Genomic DNA, 16,672 nt, shown 5'->3' with positions numbered 1-16,672 from the left:
TTTTGAAAAACTTTGGCCAGAACGTTTAGAAAAGTTCTGCACCCGCGCCTAGATAAGTCGGATGAGCCGTCTTCCCGATGTTATCACCACTTGGTTCAGCTCGCGTGGCTGGACCATCCATCCGCACCAGCAGGACATGCTGGCGCGCGCCAATGATCCTGCAACCCTGCTGATTGCGCCCACCGGCGGCGGCAAGACGATGGCCGGGTTTCTGCCGACTTTGGCAGAGCTCGCGGCCGGCTCTCATGACGGGCTGCATACGCTCTATGTCTCGCCGCTCAAGGCGCTGGCAGCGGACATCAAACGCAACCTGCGCACACCTGTCGACGAGATGGGCCTGCCCATCCGCATTGATGACCGCACCGGCGACACGCCATCATCGCGCCGCCGCAGCCAGCGCGCCGATCCCCCCCATATCCTGCTCACCACCCCAGAGAGCCTTGCGTTGCTGACCTCATACGAGGATGCCCCGCGCATGTTTGCCGGGTTGAAACGGGTGGTCATCGACGAAATCCATGCGCTTGCGGAAAACAAGCGTGGCGATCAGATGATGCTGGCGCTGAGCCGGCTGCAGGCGCTCTGCCCCGATCTGCGCCGCGTTGGCCTCTCTGCCACGGTGGATGACCCCGCCGCCATCGCCCACTATCTGGCCCGTCATCCCGACCCTTGTGATATCGTGCTCGCCGATCCCGGCCCCGCGCCCGATATCCGGATGCTGCAGACCGATGCCGCCCCACCCTGGGCGGGGGGCGGCGCGGCCCATGCCATCCCCGCCGTGCTGGAGCAGATCAAGGCGCACCAGACCACCTTGATCTTTCACAACACCCGCGCCCAGGCAGAGATCTTTTTTCGCAACCTCTGGCTCGCCAATGACGATGGCCTGCCGATCGGCATTCACCACGGCTCTCTGGATCGGGCCCAACGCGAACGGGTCGAGGCTGCGATGGTGCGAAACGAACTGCGCGCCGTTGTCTGCACCGGCTCGCTTGATCTGGGGATTGACTGGGGCAACGTGGATCTGGTGATCCAGATCGGCGCACCAAAGAACGTCAAACGACTGGTGCAGCGTATCGGCCGGGCCAACCACCGCTACAACGCCCCCTCCAAGGCGCTTCTGGTGCCAGCCAACCGATTTGAAGTGGTGGAATGTCAGGCCGCTCTGCAGGCCGTCGAGGCAGGCACGCTGGATGGCACGCCCCGCACACACGGCCCGCGCGATGTGCTGTGCCAGCATATCCTGATCCGCGCCTGCGCCGGCCCCTTCTGCGCTGAAACCCTCTTTGCCGAGATCACCTCCGTCGGGGCCTACAGCGCGCTCAGTCGCGAAGAGTTCGACGACTGTCTCGCCTTCTGCGCAACCGGTGGCTACGCCTTGCGGGCCTATGACCAATGGCAGCGTCTGCTGCAACGCCCCGATGGCCAGTGGCAACTGCGCGACCCGCGCGCTGCGCGTCGCATCCGCATGAATATCGGCACCATCCAGGACGCTGACCTACTCAAAGTGCGGCTGAAACGCAGCCGCGGCGGAAAACCTCTTGGTGAAATCGAGGAAAGCTTTGCCGCCACACTCAGCGCGGGCGACACCTTTCTGATCGGCGGCCAGATCGTACGCTATGAGGGCCTGCGCGAAATGACGGTAGAGGTCAGCCGAAACGCCAGCAAAACCCCCAAGGTCGCGGTCTTCTCCGGCACGAAATTCGCCACATCAACCCAGCTGAGCGACCGCATCCTGACCATCCTCAAGCAGGACAACTGGCCCGACCTCCCCCCCCACACGGCCCAATGGCTGGAGCTGCAACGCTCTGTGTCACAGATGCCGCGGCGGGGTGAACTGTTGCTGGAGAGCTTTCCGTTCAAAGGCCGCGAATACCTCTGCGTCTATGGTTTTGCCGGGCGCAACGCGATGCAGACACTGGGCCTGTTGCTCACCAAACGGATGGAGGAGCTGGGCCTCGACCCGCTGGGGTTCGTCGCCACCGATTATGCCACGCTCATCTGGGGGCTGGAGGAGATCACGGATGCCGAACCGCTCTTTGATGCACAGGCGCTGCGGGACGGCCTGGATGGCTGGCTGGCGGGCAATGCCGTGATGAAACGCAGTTTTCGCGCCGTTGCCACCATTGCTGGGCTCATTGAACGCAACACCCCCGGACAGCGCAAATCCGGGCGGCAGGCGACCTTTTCCTCCGACATCCTCTATGACACGCTGCGCAAATATGATCCCGACCATCTGCTTATGCAGATCACCCGGCAGGAGGCGCTGAGCGGTCTGGTGGACTTTGGCCGCATCGAGGAGATGCTGGCCCGCACCCGCGGCCGCACCCGGCTTCTTCGACTTGACCGGATCTCTCCGTTGGCGGCCCCGCTTCTGCTGGAGGTTGGCAAGGTGCCCGTCAAAGGGGCTGCGCAGGAAAAGCTCCTGGAACGCGAAACAGAAGAGATGATGCGACGCGCAGGGCTCACCAATCTGCCCGGCTGATACGCCGAACGCACGCCCCTTGCACCTGCCCTGAAAACCGGCGATCACCAGACCATGAGCGGCTATTCCTTCTCCTTTGCTGGCGCAGATCTCATTGCCCTTGGCGCAGGCGCGCTGTGGTGGCCTGCACAGCAGCTGCTTTGCGTCTCTGACCTGCATCTGGGCAAATCCGAACGCCATCTCCGCTGTGGTGGTGCGGCCCTGCCCCCCTATGAAACCCGTGACACGCTGGATCGCCTTGGCGTTTTGATCGGCAATCTGGCCCCGCAGACCGTGATCTGCCTGGGGGACAGTTTCGATGATGACGCGGCAGTTCAGGCCCTGGCAGAGAGCGAACGCTCAGCGCTTGAGGCACTGATGGCGCAGCGCCGCTGGATCTGGATCACCGGCAATCACGACCCCGCCCCTGTCGGCTTGGGGGGCGAGACGCGAAACACGCTTTCGCTGGGGCCACTGATCTTTCGCCATATCGCCGAGCCGGGGTTTTCGCCACAGCCGCACGCAGCGGGCGAGGTCACAGGCCATTACCACCCAAAGGTGCGCCTGCGCGGCGCCTCCCGCCCGGCTTTTCTCCTGGATCATCAGCGGCTGATCCTGCCCGCCTTTGGCACCTATACGGGTGGTCTGTGCACAACACATGCCGCACTGCGCGGCCTGATGGCAAGTGAGGCCCTCGCCATCCTCACCGGCCCCCGCGCCCTGCCCTGCCCGATGCCACGCTAACGGGCCACGCCCGCCCGTGGCGCAACGTCACGGCCCCAGGTTGCGCATTTCACCGTAGCCTGCACCAGACCAGATGAGGGAGCGCACAGATGGACAACCGCATTCGCAACAGCTTTTCCAGCCAGACGATGATGCAGACACTGGGGGCCGAAATCACGGATGTGGGTCAGGGCAGCGTCACCATCACCGCCCCCATCCTGCCGGGCAGCCGCCAGCAGCATGGCGTCGCCCATGCCGCGCTCAGCTTTGCCATCGGGGACAGCGCTGCGGGCTATGCGGCCCTCACGCTGATGCCCGAAGACAGCGAGGTGATGACAGCCGAGATGAAGATCAACCTGCTCGCACCCGGCGCAGGGGACTATCTGCGTGCCACGGGCAAGGTGATCAAACCCGGCCGTCGTCTGGTGATTGTCACAGCCGAGGTCCACGCGATCACCGGCCCCGAAGAAAAGCTCGTCGCCCTATTGCAGGGCACGATGGTGCAGGTCACGCGCTGATCGGGGCACCTGTCACTTTTCCAAAAAAATACTCCCGCCGTAGGCGTTCCGGCGGGAGCAGATCTGTTCGGACCTCAGTGGTCTGCGCTTCAGGCGGTCAGCCCTTCCGGCTCTGCCAGGCCATTGGCGCGGCAGCAGGCGGTCACGGTGTTCGCGAGCAGGCAGGCAATGGTCATCGGACCAACGCCGCCCGGCACCGGGGTGATCGCGCCTGCGCGTTCGGCGCAGGAGGCGAAATCGACGTCACCCACCAGCACGTTCTTGCCGTCACGTTCGATCCGGTTGATGCCCACGTCAATCACGGTGGCGCCTTCCTTGATCCAGTCACCGGGCACCATCTCGGGGCGGCCCACAGCGGCAACCACGATATCTGCGCGACGCACGACGTCCGGCAGGTCTTTGGTGCGGCTGTGCGCGATGGTCACGGTGCAGCTATCGCCCAAGAGCAGCTGGGCCATCGGCTTGCCGACGATGTTGGAGCGGCCAATCACAACTGCATCCATACCCGACAGCGAACCGTGATAGTCGCGCAGCATCATCAGACAGCCCAGCGGGGTGCAGGGCACCATGGACTTCTGGCCAGTGCCCAGAAGGCCCACGTTGGAAATGTGGAACCCATCCACGTCCTTTTCGGGCGCGATGGAGTTGATGATCAGGTCTTCGTTCAGATGACCCGGCAGCGGCAGCTGCACGAGGATACCGTGAACGGCAGGATCCTTGTTCAGCTGATCGACAACAGCCAGCAGATCCGCCTCGGACGTATCCGCGTCCAGCTTGTGCTCAAAGGAGTTCATGCCCGCTTCAACGGTCTGCTTGCCCTTGGAGCGCACATAGACCTGGGATGCGGGGTCTTCGCCCACCAGCACAACCGCCAGACCGGGGGTGATGTCGTGCTCTTCCTTCAGACGGGCCACGTGGCCTGCCACTTTCTCACGCACGGTGGCGGCAAAGGCCTTCCCGTCGATGATATTCGCTGCCATTGCTTTTGTCCTCTTGCTGCGCGCCAGGGGGCTGCGCGTTACTCCTCGCGGATCACCCGCGCCTCGCGGGCAATCGACCAGTCCACCAGCTGCCGCCAGATCGTTTCGATCAGATCAGGGTCTGGCCCTGTGGCCTCGGCTGTGGTCCGGGCATTCATGACCACCTCTTCGACACGGGCCGGGATGCGGGCTGGCCAGCCGTTCTCCGTCTTCAGCTCGATCGCGCGGTCGATGTAGCTGGCCCGCTCGGCCAGACGCGCGATCAGTTCACGGTCCAGCTGGTCGATCTGCTGCCGCAACGTTGCCATGTCGGCACAGTCCTGCGGCGGGTGTCGTTCAGTCATCGCTTCAAACTCCTGCGGCCCGGGGAGGCTCCCCGGGCCGCAGATTGCCTATTTCAGGCCTTAGAACAAGCCTTCGATCTGGCCTGCTTCGTTCAGGCGGATCGATTCCGACGCAGGTTTGCGCGGCAGACCCGGCATGGTCATGATCTCACCGCAGACCACAACGATGAAGCCGGCACCTGCGGACAGGCGAACTTCGCGAACCGGAACCGAGTGACCGGTCGGTGCGCCGCGCAGGTTCGGGTCGGTGGAGAAGGAGTACTGGGTCTTCGCCATGCAGACCGGCAGGTTGCCGTAGCCCGCGTCTTCCCACTCTTTCAGCTGGTTGCGGATCTTCTGGTCGGCCAGAACCTCGTCAGCACGGTAGATGCGCTTGGCGATGGTTTCGATCTTCTCGAAGAGCGGCATTTCGTCCGGGTAGATCGGGGAGAAGTTGGCAGAGCCACCTTCGACGATCTCGACGACTTTTTCCGCCAGCGGAGCGGAGCCTTCCGAACCCAGTTCCCAGTGACGGGACAGAACCGCTTCGCAACCGTGGGTCGCAACATAGTCCTTGACCGCTTGGATCTCTGCGTCGGTGTCGGTGACAAAGTGGTTGATCGCAACCACAACCGGCACGCCGAAGGATTTGACGTTCTCGATGTGACGGCCGAGGTTTGCACAGCCTTTGTTGACCGCTTCGACGTTTTCCGCGCCGAGGTCGGCCTTGGCAACGCCACCGTTCATCTTCATCGCGCGCACGGTCGCAACCAGAACAACCGCGTCGGGCGCGATGCCTGCCTTGCGGCACTTGATGTTCATGAACTTCTCGGCACCGAGGTCCGCACCAAAGCCTGCTTCGGTGACAACATAGTCAGCCACTTTCAGCGCGGTCTTGGTTGCGATCACGGAGTTACAGCCGTGGGCGATGTTTGCGAACGGGCCACCGTGAACAAACGCCGGGTTGTTTTCTAGGGTCTGCACCAGGTTCGGCTGCATCGCGTCTTTCAGCAGAACGGTCATTGCGCCTTCTGCCTTGATGTCGCGGCAGTAAACCGGGGTCTTGTCGCGGCGGTAAGCCACGATGATGTCGCCCAGGCGCTTTTCCAGATCCTTGAGGTCGTTGGCCAGGCAGAGGATCGCCATGACTTCGGACGCCACGGTGATGTCAAAACCGGTTTCACGCGGGAAACCGTTGGACACGCCACCCAGAGACGCAGTGATCTGACGCAGAGCACGGTCGTTCATGTCGACCACACGACGCCATGCAACACGACGGATGTCGATTTCGCACTCGTTGCCCCAGTAGATGTGGTTGTCGATCATTGCCGACAGCAGCGAGTGGGCAGAGGTGATGGCGTGGAAGTCACCGGTGAAGTGGAGGTTCATTTCCTCCATCGGAACAACCTGTGCGTAACCGCCACCAGCAGCGCCACCCTTCATGCCGAAGTTCGGGCCCAGGGACGCTTCGCGGATACAGATCATCGCGTTTTTGCCGATGCGGTTCAGACCGTCACCCAGACCAACGGTGGTGGTGGTCTTGCCTTCGCCCGCAGGCGTCGGGTTGATCGCGGTCACGAGGATCAGCTTGCCGTCTTCTTTGTCCTGGACGGAGTTGATGAAGTCCTGGCTTACCTTCGCCTTGTCGTGGCCGTAAGGCAGCAGGTCGGCGCTGGAAATGCCGATCTTTTCACCAATTTCCTGGATCGGGCGCTTCTGCGCCTCGCGGGCGATTTCAATATCCGACTTGTAGCTCATGTCAGGGTTCCTGAATTTTGAGGTCGCAAAAAGTAACGGCACAGCCGTGCCGGTTTCCCGCCAGACTTAGCTCTTCTGCGACATTCTGTGCGCGTGATTTCCGACATGATGGTGCATTGAAACGGCGTTCATTCACGCTAGGGCAGTCAAAGATCGCCTATCCGGCCGCTCTGACGTCTATGCGCGTCAATGCGGGACCGACTCAGCCCCTCCAGGCGGGCTGATCGGGGACAAACAAACGCAGTTGATCGCCGATTTTTAGCGCCCCGGGGCGCTCAACCCAGGCCATCACACCGCGACGACCGGTTGCCGCTGGCTTGAACTTTGGACCGAAGCCCTTGTGATCTTTCTCAATTTCCTTGCCCGGAAAAATGCAGGGTCGGTTTTCCAGATCCACTGTCAACGTCACGCCATCCGGCCCCTGCAGGCGGCTTGATGGGGGGATGTGGCTGAAATCGGGAATGCCTTTCAGGACAATCGTGGCGCCCAGATAGATCGGATCCAGCGTCTCCATCCCCATGACGGCGGCCATCTGCGCCATCTCTTCTGCCGACAGGATGCTCACCTGACGAAGATTGCGAATCTCGGTTCCCTCTGGATGCAGATTGCGCACCCGCCCACAGGACTTGCGCAGCGCACCCTGATGGCGCTCACCTGCGATACCATCAAAGCCAAGGGTCAGCGCCTGATCTGCAACCGACCGCAAGCCGCCGGTCTCTTGTGGAACATGCCCAAGCCACGTGATTTCTGCGACGAATTCTGTTTCCCGCAAAACCGGCATGGTCTCGTTCCTTCCCTGCACCATCACTGATTGCGCCAACCCTAGGAACGCACGGCCGGAATAGAAAGGGCGAATTGCCCCAAACCCTTTTGCGAAAATGAAAAACCCGGACGTCTGGTCAGACATCCGGGTTCAGCGTTTTCAGGGTTCTGATCCTGCAGCGATCAAGAGGAGGGTTCCGGCTCTAGCCCGCCATCATCCTCAGAAGTGGTTTTCTTCGGCTTTGCCTTGGGGATCGCAGTGACCGATGCGTTGCCCGCATCACTGTCATCGCTTTCACCATCATCAGAATGCGGAGGCTCACCGTTCATCACGCGCTTGATCTCGTCACCGGTCAGCGTTTCGTATTCCAGAAGCCCCTGCGCCAGACGCTCCCATTCGGTGTTCTTGTCCTTCAGGATCTGCAGCGCACGCGCATACCCCTCCTGGATAAAGCGTTTCACCTCTTCTTCGATCAGCTCTTTGGTGTTGGCCGAAACCGAGAAGCCAGCGGTGTTGCCCGAATAGCCTTCTGCCGCTTCGCGGTAGTCGATGTTGCCAACCTTGTCGGACATGCCCCACTGCAGCACCATCGCCCGCGCCAGCGCCGACGCCTGCTGAATGTCACCTGCCGGGCCGTTGGACACATGGTCTTCGCCGTATTTGATGACCTCAGCGGCCTTGCCCGCCATCGTCATCGCCAGCTTTTGCTGACACTCGTCACGGTGATAGTTCAGACGGTCCATTTCCGGCAGCGAAACAACCATACCCAATGCACCACCGCGCGGGATGATTGTCGCCTTGTAGACCGGATCACACAGCGGCAGCTCAAGGCCGACAACGGCGTGACCTGCTTCGTGATAGGCGGTCTTTTCCTTCTGGTCTTGGGTCAGCACCATCGACCGGCGCTCTGCCCCCATCATCACCTTGTCCTTCGCGTTTTCGAAGTCCTCCATGGTGACAAACCGGCGACCCACGCGCGCTGCCATCAAAGCGGCCTCATTGACGAGGTTCGCAAGATCCGCACCGGAAAAGCCGGGCGTGCCGCGTGCGATGATGCGCAGATCGACGTCGGGGCCAAGCGGGGTCTTGCGCGCATGAACGCCCAGGATCTTTTCGCGGCCCTTGATGTCAGGGTTGCCAACGGTCACGTTGCGGTCAAAACGGCCCGGACGCAGCAAAGCGGGGTCCAGAACATCGCGGCGGTTGGTGGCCGCAAGGATGATAACACCCTCGTTGGCCTCAAAGCCGTCCATTTCGACCAGCAGCTGGTTCAAGGTCTGTTCGCGTTCGTCGTTACCGCCGCCGTAGCCTGCGCCACGGTGGCGACCAACGGCGTCGATCTCGTCGATAAAGACGATGCAGGGCGCGTTTTTCTTGGCCTGCTCGAACATGTCGCGCACGCGGCTTGCGCCAACACCCACGAACATCTCGACAAAGTCGGAACCGGAGATGGTAAAGAACGGAACCCCGGCCTCGCCCGCGATCGCGCGCGCCAGCAGTGTCTTACCGGTACCCGGAGGGCCAACAAGCAGCGCACCCTTGGGGATCTTGCCGCCCAGACGCGAGAATTTCTGCGGATTGCGCAGGAATTCCACGATTTCCTCAAGCTCTTCCTTGGCCTCATCAATGCCTGCAACGTCATCAAACGTTACCCGACCGTGCTTTTCGGTCAGCATCTTGGCCTTGGATTTGCCAAAGCCCATGGCGCCACCTTTGCCGCCACCTTGCATGCGGTTCATGAAATAGATCCACACACCGATCAGCAGAAGGAACGGCAACAGCGTCAGCAGGAAGGATTGGAACCCGGACTGCTGCTGTTTCTCGGCGCGCACGGGGATATCGTTCTGGATCAGAAGCGACGTCACCTCGGCGTCGCCGGGCTTGATGGTTATGAAGTTCTGGCCGTCCGATGTGGTATAGCGCACCTGTTCCCCATCCAGGGTCACAGTGCTGACATTGCCGTTTTCAACAGCGCTGACAAAATCGGAAAAGGTCCGCTCACGGCTCTGCATGGTGCTGCCGGAACCACTGAACAGATTGAACAGCGCCAGCACCAGAACGAACAGAACAACCCAGAAGGCGATATTACGTACGTTGCCCAAGGAAAAAATCTCCCAAAATTCGAGACCACCCTGCAAGGGGGCCTTCGTTGTCCCTTAAAATAGGGATCCTTCGATAAGGTTCAATGCGATAAAAGAGCTGCGAAGAACTCTTCGCCGTTGCGGACCTCTTCCGCGATCCATCCTTGGGCAAAACCTGCCGATGGTGCGGCCACCAGATGGTGGTTCTGCCAGACCGCCGGCGTGGCTTCCAGAACCGGTCCGGGCAGGCCCGTGCTGCGCCAGTCAGGCACCTGTGCCAGCCCGACGGAACCAAGCGCGCGCACCTGATGGCCGTGGATGTCGCCGCCATAAATCCGCCAGCGTCCGTCCCAGGTGGCGCCGGGTTCGACAACCTCGTCAGCCACGCGCTTTACCTCCCGGCAGATCCAGACTTTCTGCACCCGCGTCAGGATCCGGCAGCCTGCAAGGGTAAAGGAGCCACCCTGACGGGCCGTCCGTTGCGCCTGCATCATCGGATCGCGCCGCGGTGGATAGACAGCGCCACCAACCCATTGCACCGCCCGTACCAGCAGACGATGCGCAATTTCATCCGGCAGGGTGCGAAACTCCCGCTGGTCGATGACAATGGCACCGTCGCGGATCTCCAGCATCTCGCGCGCGGCAAGAAACGTATACCAATCCAGCGCTTCACGGGCGGCACCCAAATTCTGCGCCACCGCAGCCAGACGTTCCACCGTCAGGCCAATCGGGGCCAGAGACGCCATTGCCTGACGAATGCGGATCCGCTCAAACCGCGTGTCTTCGTTGCTTGGGTCATCGACCCAGGCGACCTGTTTCTTGCGCAGATAGGCCCGCAGCTGGTCACGGGTCACATCCAGCAGGGGGCGCATCAGAGAGACGCCATCCATCGCCCGCATACGCGGCATCGCCGACAGACCCGACACGCCAGAGGCCCGGCCAAGGCGCATCAGCAGGGTTTCGGCCTGATCGTCCGCCGTATGGCCAAGAGCGATGACCGACAGATCGTTGATCCGCGCCCAATTGGTCAAAAGACCATAACGCGCATTGCGCGCTTCATCCTGCAGGTTGCCCCCTTCCGGGCGATCCCGCCATTCCAGAACATCGTGGGACAGGCCAAGTTTTGCGGCCTCAGCCGCCACCATCATCGCCTCATCATGCGAGCCAGCACGCAGACCATGATCGACCGTCGCGACACAAAGCGTCACGCCGACATCTGCAAAACAATCGTGCAGCAGATGCAGGAGCGCCATCGAATCGCCCCCACCAGAGACCGCGACGCCCATGCGCGCCGGCAGGGCAGATCTGAACTGCTCCCGCACGACGGCATGGATATCGCGCCTTCGCCCGCTCAATTGCAGGCCAGTTTCGCGCGTTCAGCCTCTGCTGCGGCCACGGCCTCGGAGGCGGGGAACCGCCCCCCAACTTCGGACAGGGTCACGCAGGCCTGACTGGTCTGGCCCAGACGCCCCAACGCAGCCCCCAGTTCAAACAGCGCATCCGGCGCCGTCTGACCTGCCGGGTTGGCGGAAAACGCGGCCAGATAGGCACGCGCTGCTTCACGGGTGTCGCCCAGCCCATCCAGCGCCTTGCCGCGGTGGTATTCCGCCGCAGAGGTCAGCGGGCTGCCGGGATAGGCCAGGGTGAAGGCAACAAACTGCTCTGCCGCCGCCTGATAGCTTCCCTCATCAAGGGCGGCCTTGGCGGCGTCAAAGTCGCGCTGCTCGCCAACCGCCAGCTCGGTATCGGCAGGCGCCGATCCCGGCGTTGCAGGCAGGGCGGGTTCCGCGCCCGTTCCGCCTTCTGGCAGATCCACACCGCCAAGCGTGGTGGTTTCGCCAAGCTGAGAGATATCGCCGCCTTCCAGCTCAACCAGACGGAACTCCAGATCGCCGATCCGGTTGGTCCCGTCCTGCACAACACGCTCGACCTTGAAGGACAGCTGTTCCGTCTGGGCGGTGAGGCGCTGCAGCTCTTCTTCGATGGCGGTGACACGATCCAGAACGCTGTTGCCCGACAGGTTGACCTGCGGGCTACCCGTGGTGGACATCTCACGCTTCAGGCGCTGGATTTCCACATGCAGGATCGTCAGCTCCTGCCGGATGTCTGCAAGGGTCTGCTGATCCTGCGCTGTCGCCTTCAGCGGGGTGATCGCAACCGCAAATGCCAGGCTCAGCGCGGTGGCCGCGGCAGGAACAAAAGAACGCATCCGCATCCCCTTATCCTGTCAGCCCACCTGCCAGCACCGTGACGGCGCGGCGGTTCTTGGCATAGCAGGCCTCGTTCGAGCAGATCTCCAGCGGGCGTTCCTTGCCATAAGAGACGACTTGCAAGCGGCTACCTGCAACACCTTGGGAAATCAGAAATTCCCGCGCGGCGTTGGCGCGGCGAGCGCCCAGTGCAAGGTTGTATTCGCGGGTGCCCTGCTCATCGGCGTGGCCTTCAATGGTCACGATGTAATCCGGGTTGGACGTCAGCCAGCGCGCCTGCCCCGCCAAAGTGGCCTTGGCCGCCTCAGACAGGGTGGATTGATCGACGGCAAACAGCACACGGTCGCCGACTTCCTGCTGGAAATACGCGGGGCTTTGCGGGTCAAGCTGCCCTGGCGCCCCAATCCCTGCGCCCGGACCGCTGCCACCATAGGCGTCTGTGTCATCCCAAGGGTTGCCACTACATGCCGCAAGCCCCAGGAGAGCCGCCACCAAAAATGCCTTCTTCAAACCACTCATCTTAAACGCCTCGTCCCATTCCATTTGTTGCACCAGATTTAACACAGGCCCGGTGCGGGTGCCACTTTGGTCTTGTTACATCTCGGTGATCGCCCTGCCCGCCAAAGGGTCACGGGCGATCTGCCAGTTTAATTCTGAAGCGGAGACCACGCCGGGTCTGACGCCCCATCGGGGGTGCGCACAGGCTTGAGGTTTCGGCCCGTGATGTCCACCGAATACAAAAGCGCACGCCCGTTTTCCCCCTGGGTTTCACGGGTGAACATGATGACCCGTCCATTGGGCGACCAGGTTGGCCCCTCGTCCAGGAAGGAGGCGGTCAACAGGCGCTCTTCGCTGCCATCGGTGCGCATCACCCCGATATGGAACCGGCCCTTGTTCTGCTTGGTAAAGGCGATCAGATCACCGCGCGGGGACCAGACAGGGGTGCCATAGCGCCCTGCCCCAAAACTGATCCGCCGGGCCTCTCCGCCGGAGGCGGGCATCACATAAAGCTGCGGCGCACCGGACCGGTCGCTTTCAAAGACGATCTGGCTGCCATCGGGGGAATAGGACGGTGCCGTCTCGATCGAGGGGGCGCTGGTCAGGCGCTGGCGCGCGCCGCTGTTGATGTCCAGCGTGTAGATGTCGGTATTGCCGCCCTGCGCCTGCGAATAGACCACCGTGCGCCCATCCGGAGCAAAGCGCGGCGCAAAGCTCATGATGCCATTGTCCGAAGACAGCACGCGCCGCTGAACGCTGCCCACATCCAGAACATGGATCTGGGGAAAGCCGCTTTCGTAGCTGGTGTAAAGAACCCGGTCGCCGGTGGGCGAAAACCGCGGCGCCAGCACGATAGAGGCGCTGTTGGTCAGATACTGAACATTTGCGCCGTCATAATCCATGATCGCCAGCCGCTTGCGGCGGTCATTCTTCGGGCCACTTTCGGAGACAAACACCACACGGCTGTCGAAATAGCCGCTTTCGCCGGTAATGCGGCTATAGATGACATCCGCCACCTTATGGGCCATGCGGCGCCAGCCGTCGGTGGTGCCTGCAAACTGCAGGCCGCTGCCCAGCTCTTTCTCTGCAAACACGTCGTGACCGCGGAACCGCACCGTCAGCCTGTTGCCATTGACGCTCAGCCCGCCAGTGATCAGCGCCTGAGCATTGATCGCCTTCCAGTCGGCATAGCTGACGGGGCTGTCAAAATTGCTGATCTTCGAGATATGCGCCGATGCCGGGATCTCGCGGAACAGGCCCGTCCCGCTCAAATCTGCGGCAATCACCCGCGAGATTTCCCGCGCCAGTTCAGCAGCGGCAGGGGTTTCGGGCACAAAGTCGGGCACCGCATAAGGCAGCGGTTCAATGACACCATCGGTGATCTCGATCCGAAGGGGGCCATCTTGCGCCTTGACCGGCTGTCCGGTCCCCATGATCGCCGCCCCCACAAGGGCCGCACCCATCGCAAGGCTCGCCAGATATGTTCTCATCTGTTCCGCATCCTTTCGGGATTGAAGGTCATTTCGATATTACGCCACTGGGCGTATTTGTCAGACGGAAGTTGGAAACCACGCGCACCACAGCGCATAATTGCCCGTCGTGCCGCGTCAAAGGCCTGATTGGCCGCAGCGCCGGATCCGCCGGTGCTGGACAAGAGGCGGATACTGCCCTCCTCCGGGTGGCCATCAGGCGTCAGCGACAGCGCCACCACGACGGTGGTGCGCAGCGCCTCTGACGACAGCGCCCCGACGTTCCAGCAGTTCTGCACCGCAAGGCGCAGCGCCTCTCGCTCACCCCAGGTCAGCGGTGGCCCCGAAGGTTCGGGCGCAACAACATCCCCTCCGCCTGCAAGCGCAGCCGCCAACGCATCCTCAACCGCGGCGGCCCGATCTTCCTGCGGTTCGGGCTCCGACGGTGCAGCGGGCTCTGGTTCGCGCGCGGCCGTGGTCTGCGGCGCGGGATCGGGCTCCGGCTCGGGCGTGGGTGCTGGGCGATTGGGGCGGGCCTGCGGGCGCAGGGATCGCTCTGGCGCGGCGCTTGCGACCTGATCGGTATCGGCCTCTGTCTCTTCGGTCACGATCCGATCGTTGGCCGCCGCTTCGGCGGTTTCTTCCTGCGCGTCCTGATTGGTCTCGCTGCCGGGTGCAGTGGCGATTTCGGGCTGTGCGACATCGTCAATGCGCACGTCCGGCTCTGGCGGCGCAACCGGTGTTGGCGCCACACGATCGGTTGGACGCAGCTGCGGGGTTTCTGCCACATCGGGCACAACGCTTGGTGTCTGCGGCGGCTCTGGCGCGGCAGGCGCTGTCACCGGCGGGGTCGGTTCTGGCTGCGGCTCTGGCACCTCGGCCACTTCGGGATCCGGCGCAGGTGGCGTGACGGGGTCGGGTTGCGTCACCGCAGGTTCGGCAGGCGCAGCGGGCGGTGTGACCTCCGGCGGGGTCTCCGTCTCTGGCGGGGTCAAAGGCGCAGCGCTATCCGCAATCACCGGCGCAGCGCGCTGCTGGCTCAGGCGGGCGAATTCTTCGGTTGAGATGATGGATACGTCCTGCACTGCCATCGGCAGCGGTTCCGACGGAAACCAGGCGCCGAACACAACCCAGCCCGCCAGCAATCCGTGGCCTGCAAGAGAGATCTTGGTTCCGGTCTGCACACCCGTGCCCCGCTTATTGACCGCTGTCGTCGACAGCCCGCCCATCAAGGGTCGGGCCACCCACATCCGTCACCAGGCCAACGCTGGAAAATCCACCTGCGTTCAAAGCGCCCATCACCTGCATCACCGCCTCATACGGGATCGCCCCATCAGCGCGCAAAAAGACCTGATCCGATGACCGCTCTGCCGCGATGGCGCGCAGTTTCGCCACCAGCTCATCCGCGGTCACCGGCGTTGTCTGGATCTGAATTTCGCCAGCCGCCGTCATGGTAACGGTCAGCGGCTCTTCCTCGTCTCCCGGCAACGCGCCAGCTGCGGTTTTGGGCAACTCAACCGGCACGCCCACGGTCAGCAAGGGGGCCGCCACCATAAAGATGATGAGCAGCACCAGCATCACGTCAACAAAAGGTGTGACGTTGATTTCCGACATGGGACGCGCACGGCTGCGCCGCCGCCCCCGGCGCCGCCCGTTTGCGGCATTGGGCTGAACCGACGCACCCATGGCTCAGGAATCCAGCTGACGGCTGAGAATGGTTGCAAACTCGTCGGCAAATGCCTCGTAGCTGCCAATGATGCGATCACTGTCAGCGCTGAGTTTGTTGTAGAAAATCACCGCCGGGATCGCCGCCAGCAGGCCAAGCCCCGTCGCCATCAGCGCCTCGGCAATACCCGGCGCCACGACGGCGAGGTTGGTGTTTTGCTGTTCTGCAATCTCGATGAACGCCGTCATGATGCCCCAGACAGTCCCGAAGAGACCGACAAATGGGGCGGTCGAGCCGATGGTCGCGAGGATAGACAGACCGCTTTGGACGCTTTCGCTTTCCTTGGCGATGGCAACATCCATCGACCGTTCGATCCGCGCCTGCGCGCCCGCGATCAGCGCCCCGTCGGTGCGGTGGCTGCGGCGCCATTCGGTCATGCCAGCTGCAAAAATGCGTTGGGACTGGCCCTTTGGCTGTGGGCCGATGTCGTCAAACAGCCCATCCAGCGGCTCGCCCGACCAGAAAGCGCGGTCAAACTCTGCCGCCTCCCGGCGGGCCTGACGATAATTGATGAGCTTTTGCAGGATGATGGCCCAGGACCAGATGGAGGACGCCACCAGCATCACCATCACCAGCTTGACGGTGACCGTCGCGCGTTCGAATAGCCCCCACATGGAGAAATCAATCTCCTGCGCCAACGCCAGAGTTTCTGCTTCCATGGACCTGCTCTATGTTTTTGGCCGTTTTTCAGCCGTTTCTCGGCTTTCATTTGGCAAAAGGCTAACGCAGTTCAAGGCCAAAAGCCAATGAAACAGCTGTGACGGCAGGAATTGTTACAGCAATGCGCGAATCTCTGCCGGAAGCCGGATCGGCGCGCCTGTCGCCGCGTTCACGCAAACCACCGTGACCTCGGCTCGAAACAGCTCTGTCTCGCCGCGAAACACCTGCTGCGACATGGTGAGCCGCGCAGGCGTGACCTTTTTCACCTCGGTTTCGATCAACAGCTCTTCGTCGAATTTGGCGGGCGCGAGGTAATCTGCCTCAATCCGGCGCACCACCCAGATCAGTCCGGCGTCGCGCATGGCGTTCTGGTCATTGCCCAGATTGCGCACCCAGTCACTGCGGGCGCGTTCGATGAACCGCAGATAGTTGGCGTGATAGACGATCCCGCCCATGTCGGTGTCTTCATAGTACACACGTACCGGAAAGCGATGGATCATTGGGG

The 16,672-nt window shown here is 62.3% G+C and carries 16 protein-coding genes; 3 read left to right on the top strand and 13 right to left on the bottom strand.

Annotated elements, in window-relative coordinates:
* The first annotated feature begins 61 nt into the window (after nt 1-61).
* The 3 genes from KUV39_RS06310 (at nt 62) to KUV39_RS06300 (ending at nt 3,699) form a co-directional block, all read left to right on the top strand.
* Nucleotides 62-2,479, top strand: coding sequence for a ligase-associated DNA damage response DEXH box helicase (locus KUV39_RS06310; RefSeq protein ID WP_222459273.1), 2,418 nt, complete (start codon nt 62-64; stop codon nt 2,477-2,479).
* Nucleotides 2,480-2,533: 54 nt separating this feature from the next.
* Nucleotides 2,534-3,202, top strand: a complete 669-nt coding sequence (gene pdeM, locus KUV39_RS06305; protein ID WP_222459272.1) for a ligase-associated DNA damage response endonuclease PdeM — start codon at nt 2,534-2,536, stop codon at nt 3,200-3,202.
* 89 nt (nt 3,203-3,291) lie between these two features.
* Complete coding sequence (locus KUV39_RS06300; RefSeq protein ID WP_222459271.1) at nt 3,292-3,699, top strand: PaaI family thioesterase; 408 nt, start codon at nt 3,292-3,294, stop codon at nt 3,697-3,699.
* Nucleotides 3,700-3,788: 89 nt separating this feature from the next.
* On the opposite strand, the gene folD is transcribed toward KUV39_RS06300, so the two are convergent.
* From folD to ybgC, 13 genes are all read right to left on the bottom strand, one after another.
* Entirely contained in the window at nt 3,789-4,679 is an 891-nt protein-coding gene (folD, locus tag KUV39_RS06295; protein WP_008559906.1) for a bifunctional methylenetetrahydrofolate dehydrogenase/methenyltetrahydrofolate cyclohydrolase FolD, read from the bottom strand.
* Nucleotides 4,680-4,717: 38 nt separating this feature from the next.
* The gene (locus KUV39_RS06290; protein WP_222459270.1) at nt 4,718-5,023 is read right to left on the bottom strand and encodes a chorismate mutase; all 306 of its coding nucleotides are present in this window, start codon (nt 5,021-5,023) and stop codon (nt 4,718-4,720) included.
* 60 nt (nt 5,024-5,083) lie between these two features.
* On the bottom strand, nt 5,084-6,760 hold the full coding sequence (locus tag KUV39_RS06285; protein ID WP_008563068.1) for a formate--tetrahydrofolate ligase: 1,677 nt from the start codon (nt 6,758-6,760) through the stop codon (nt 5,084-5,086).
* A 202-nt stretch (nt 6,761-6,962) separates the two neighbouring features.
* Nucleotides 6,963-7,541 (bottom strand): MOSC domain-containing protein, encoded by a 579-nt coding sequence (locus KUV39_RS06280; RefSeq protein WP_222459269.1) that lies wholly within the window; start codon nt 7,539-7,541, stop codon nt 6,963-6,965.
* A 164-nt stretch (nt 7,542-7,705) separates the two neighbouring features.
* Nucleotides 7,706-9,625: an ATP-dependent zinc metalloprotease FtsH gene (gene ftsH / locus KUV39_RS06275; protein ID WP_008560072.1), complete on the bottom strand. Its 1,920-nt coding sequence runs from the start codon at nt 9,623-9,625 to the stop codon at nt 7,706-7,708.
* A gap of 80 nt (nt 9,626-9,705) precedes the next feature.
* Entirely contained in the window at nt 9,706-10,890 is a 1,185-nt protein-coding gene (gene tilS, locus KUV39_RS06270) for a tRNA lysidine(34) synthetase TilS (RefSeq protein ID WP_082095541.1), read from the bottom strand.
* Nucleotides 10,891-10,955: 65 nt separating this feature from the next.
* Entirely contained in the window at nt 10,956-11,813 is an 858-nt protein-coding gene (gene ybgF / locus KUV39_RS06265; protein WP_008559124.1) for a tol-pal system protein YbgF, read from the bottom strand.
* Between the two features lie 10 nt (nt 11,814-11,823).
* Nucleotides 11,824-12,333, bottom strand: coding sequence for a peptidoglycan-associated lipoprotein Pal (gene pal, locus KUV39_RS06260; RefSeq protein ID WP_222459268.1), 510 nt, complete (start codon nt 12,331-12,333; stop codon nt 11,824-11,826).
* 128 nt (nt 12,334-12,461) lie between these two features.
* Nucleotides 12,462-13,775 (bottom strand): Tol-Pal system beta propeller repeat protein TolB, encoded by a 1,314-nt coding sequence (gene tolB / locus KUV39_RS06255; protein WP_390655219.1) that lies wholly within the window; start codon nt 13,773-13,775, stop codon nt 12,462-12,464.
* A 23-nt stretch (nt 13,776-13,798) separates the two neighbouring features.
* On the bottom strand, nt 13,799-14,965 hold the full coding sequence (locus KUV39_RS06250; RefSeq protein WP_222459267.1) for an energy transducer TonB: 1,167 nt from the start codon (nt 14,963-14,965) through the stop codon (nt 13,799-13,801).
* 13 nt (nt 14,966-14,978) lie between these two features.
* Nucleotides 14,979-15,467, bottom strand: a complete 489-nt coding sequence (gene tolR / locus KUV39_RS06245; protein WP_222459266.1) for a protein TolR — start codon at nt 15,465-15,467, stop codon at nt 14,979-14,981.
* 3 nt (nt 15,468-15,470) lie between these two features.
* On the bottom strand, nt 15,471-16,166 hold the full coding sequence (gene tolQ / locus KUV39_RS06240; protein WP_008559788.1) for a protein TolQ: 696 nt from the start codon (nt 16,164-16,166) through the stop codon (nt 15,471-15,473).
* A gap of 114 nt (nt 16,167-16,280) precedes the next feature.
* On the bottom strand, nt 16,281-16,667 hold the full coding sequence (ybgC, locus tag KUV39_RS06235) for a tol-pal system-associated acyl-CoA thioesterase (protein WP_008559577.1): 387 nt from the start codon (nt 16,665-16,667) through the stop codon (nt 16,281-16,283).
* Nucleotides 16,668-16,672: the final 5 nt, after the last annotated feature.

Origin of the sequence: Phaeobacter italicus (assembly GCF_019801785.1) — a bacterium.
In the GTDB taxonomy this organism is placed as follows: Bacteria; Pseudomonadota; Alphaproteobacteria; order Rhodobacterales; family Rhodobacteraceae; genus Phaeobacter; species Phaeobacter italicus.
The sequence above is the reverse complement of the archived record's forward strand: the minus strand, read 5'-3'. Positions and strand labels throughout refer to the sequence as shown.

Bases quoted from the DNA above. Each gene is read 5' to 3' on its own strand.
- tolB (WP_390655219.1), bottom strand. From the start codon at position 13,775: ATGGGTGCGGCCCTTGTGGGGGCGGCGATCATGGGGACCGGACAGCCG.
- ybgF (WP_008559124.1), bottom strand. From the start codon at position 11,813: ATGCGTTCTTTTGTTCCTGCCGCGGCCACCGCGCTGAGCCTGGCATTT.
- pdeM (WP_222459272.1), top strand. From the start codon at position 2,534: ATGAGCGGCTATTCCTTCTCCTTTGCTGGCGCAGATCTCATTGCCCTT.
- ybgC (WP_008559577.1), bottom strand. From the start codon at position 16,667: ATGATCCATCGCTTTCCGGTACGTGTGTACTATGAAGACACCGACATG.
- KUV39_RS06310 (WP_222459273.1), top strand. From the start codon at position 62: ATGAGCCGTCTTCCCGATGTTATCACCACTTGGTTCAGCTCGCGTGGC.
- pal (WP_222459268.1), bottom strand. From the start codon at position 12,333: ATGAGTGGTTTGAAGAAGGCATTTTTGGTGGCGGCTCTCCTGGGGCTT.
- KUV39_RS06300 (WP_222459271.1), top strand. From the start codon at position 3,292: ATGGACAACCGCATTCGCAACAGCTTTTCCAGCCAGACGATGATGCAG.
- KUV39_RS06280 (WP_222459269.1), bottom strand. From the start codon at position 7,541: ATGCCGGTTTTGCGGGAAACAGAATTCGTCGCAGAAATCACGTGGCTT.
- tolQ (WP_008559788.1), bottom strand. From the start codon at position 16,166: ATGGAAGCAGAAACTCTGGCGTTGGCGCAGGAGATTGATTTCTCCATG.
- folD (WP_008559906.1), bottom strand. From the start codon at position 4,679: ATGGCAGCGAATATCATCGACGGGAAGGCCTTTGCCGCCACCGTGCGT.
- tilS (WP_082095541.1), bottom strand. From the start codon at position 10,890: ATGGGCGTCGCGGTCTCTGGTGGGGGCGATTCGATGGCGCTCCTGCAT.
- KUV39_RS06290 (WP_222459270.1), bottom strand. From the start codon at position 5,023: ATGACTGAACGACACCCGCCGCAGGACTGTGCCGACATGGCAACGTTG.
- KUV39_RS06285 (WP_008563068.1), bottom strand. From the start codon at position 6,760: ATGAGCTACAAGTCGGATATTGAAATCGCCCGCGAGGCGCAGAAGCGC.
- tolR (WP_222459266.1), bottom strand. From the start codon at position 15,467: ATGGGTGCGTCGGTTCAGCCCAATGCCGCAAACGGGCGGCGCCGGGGG.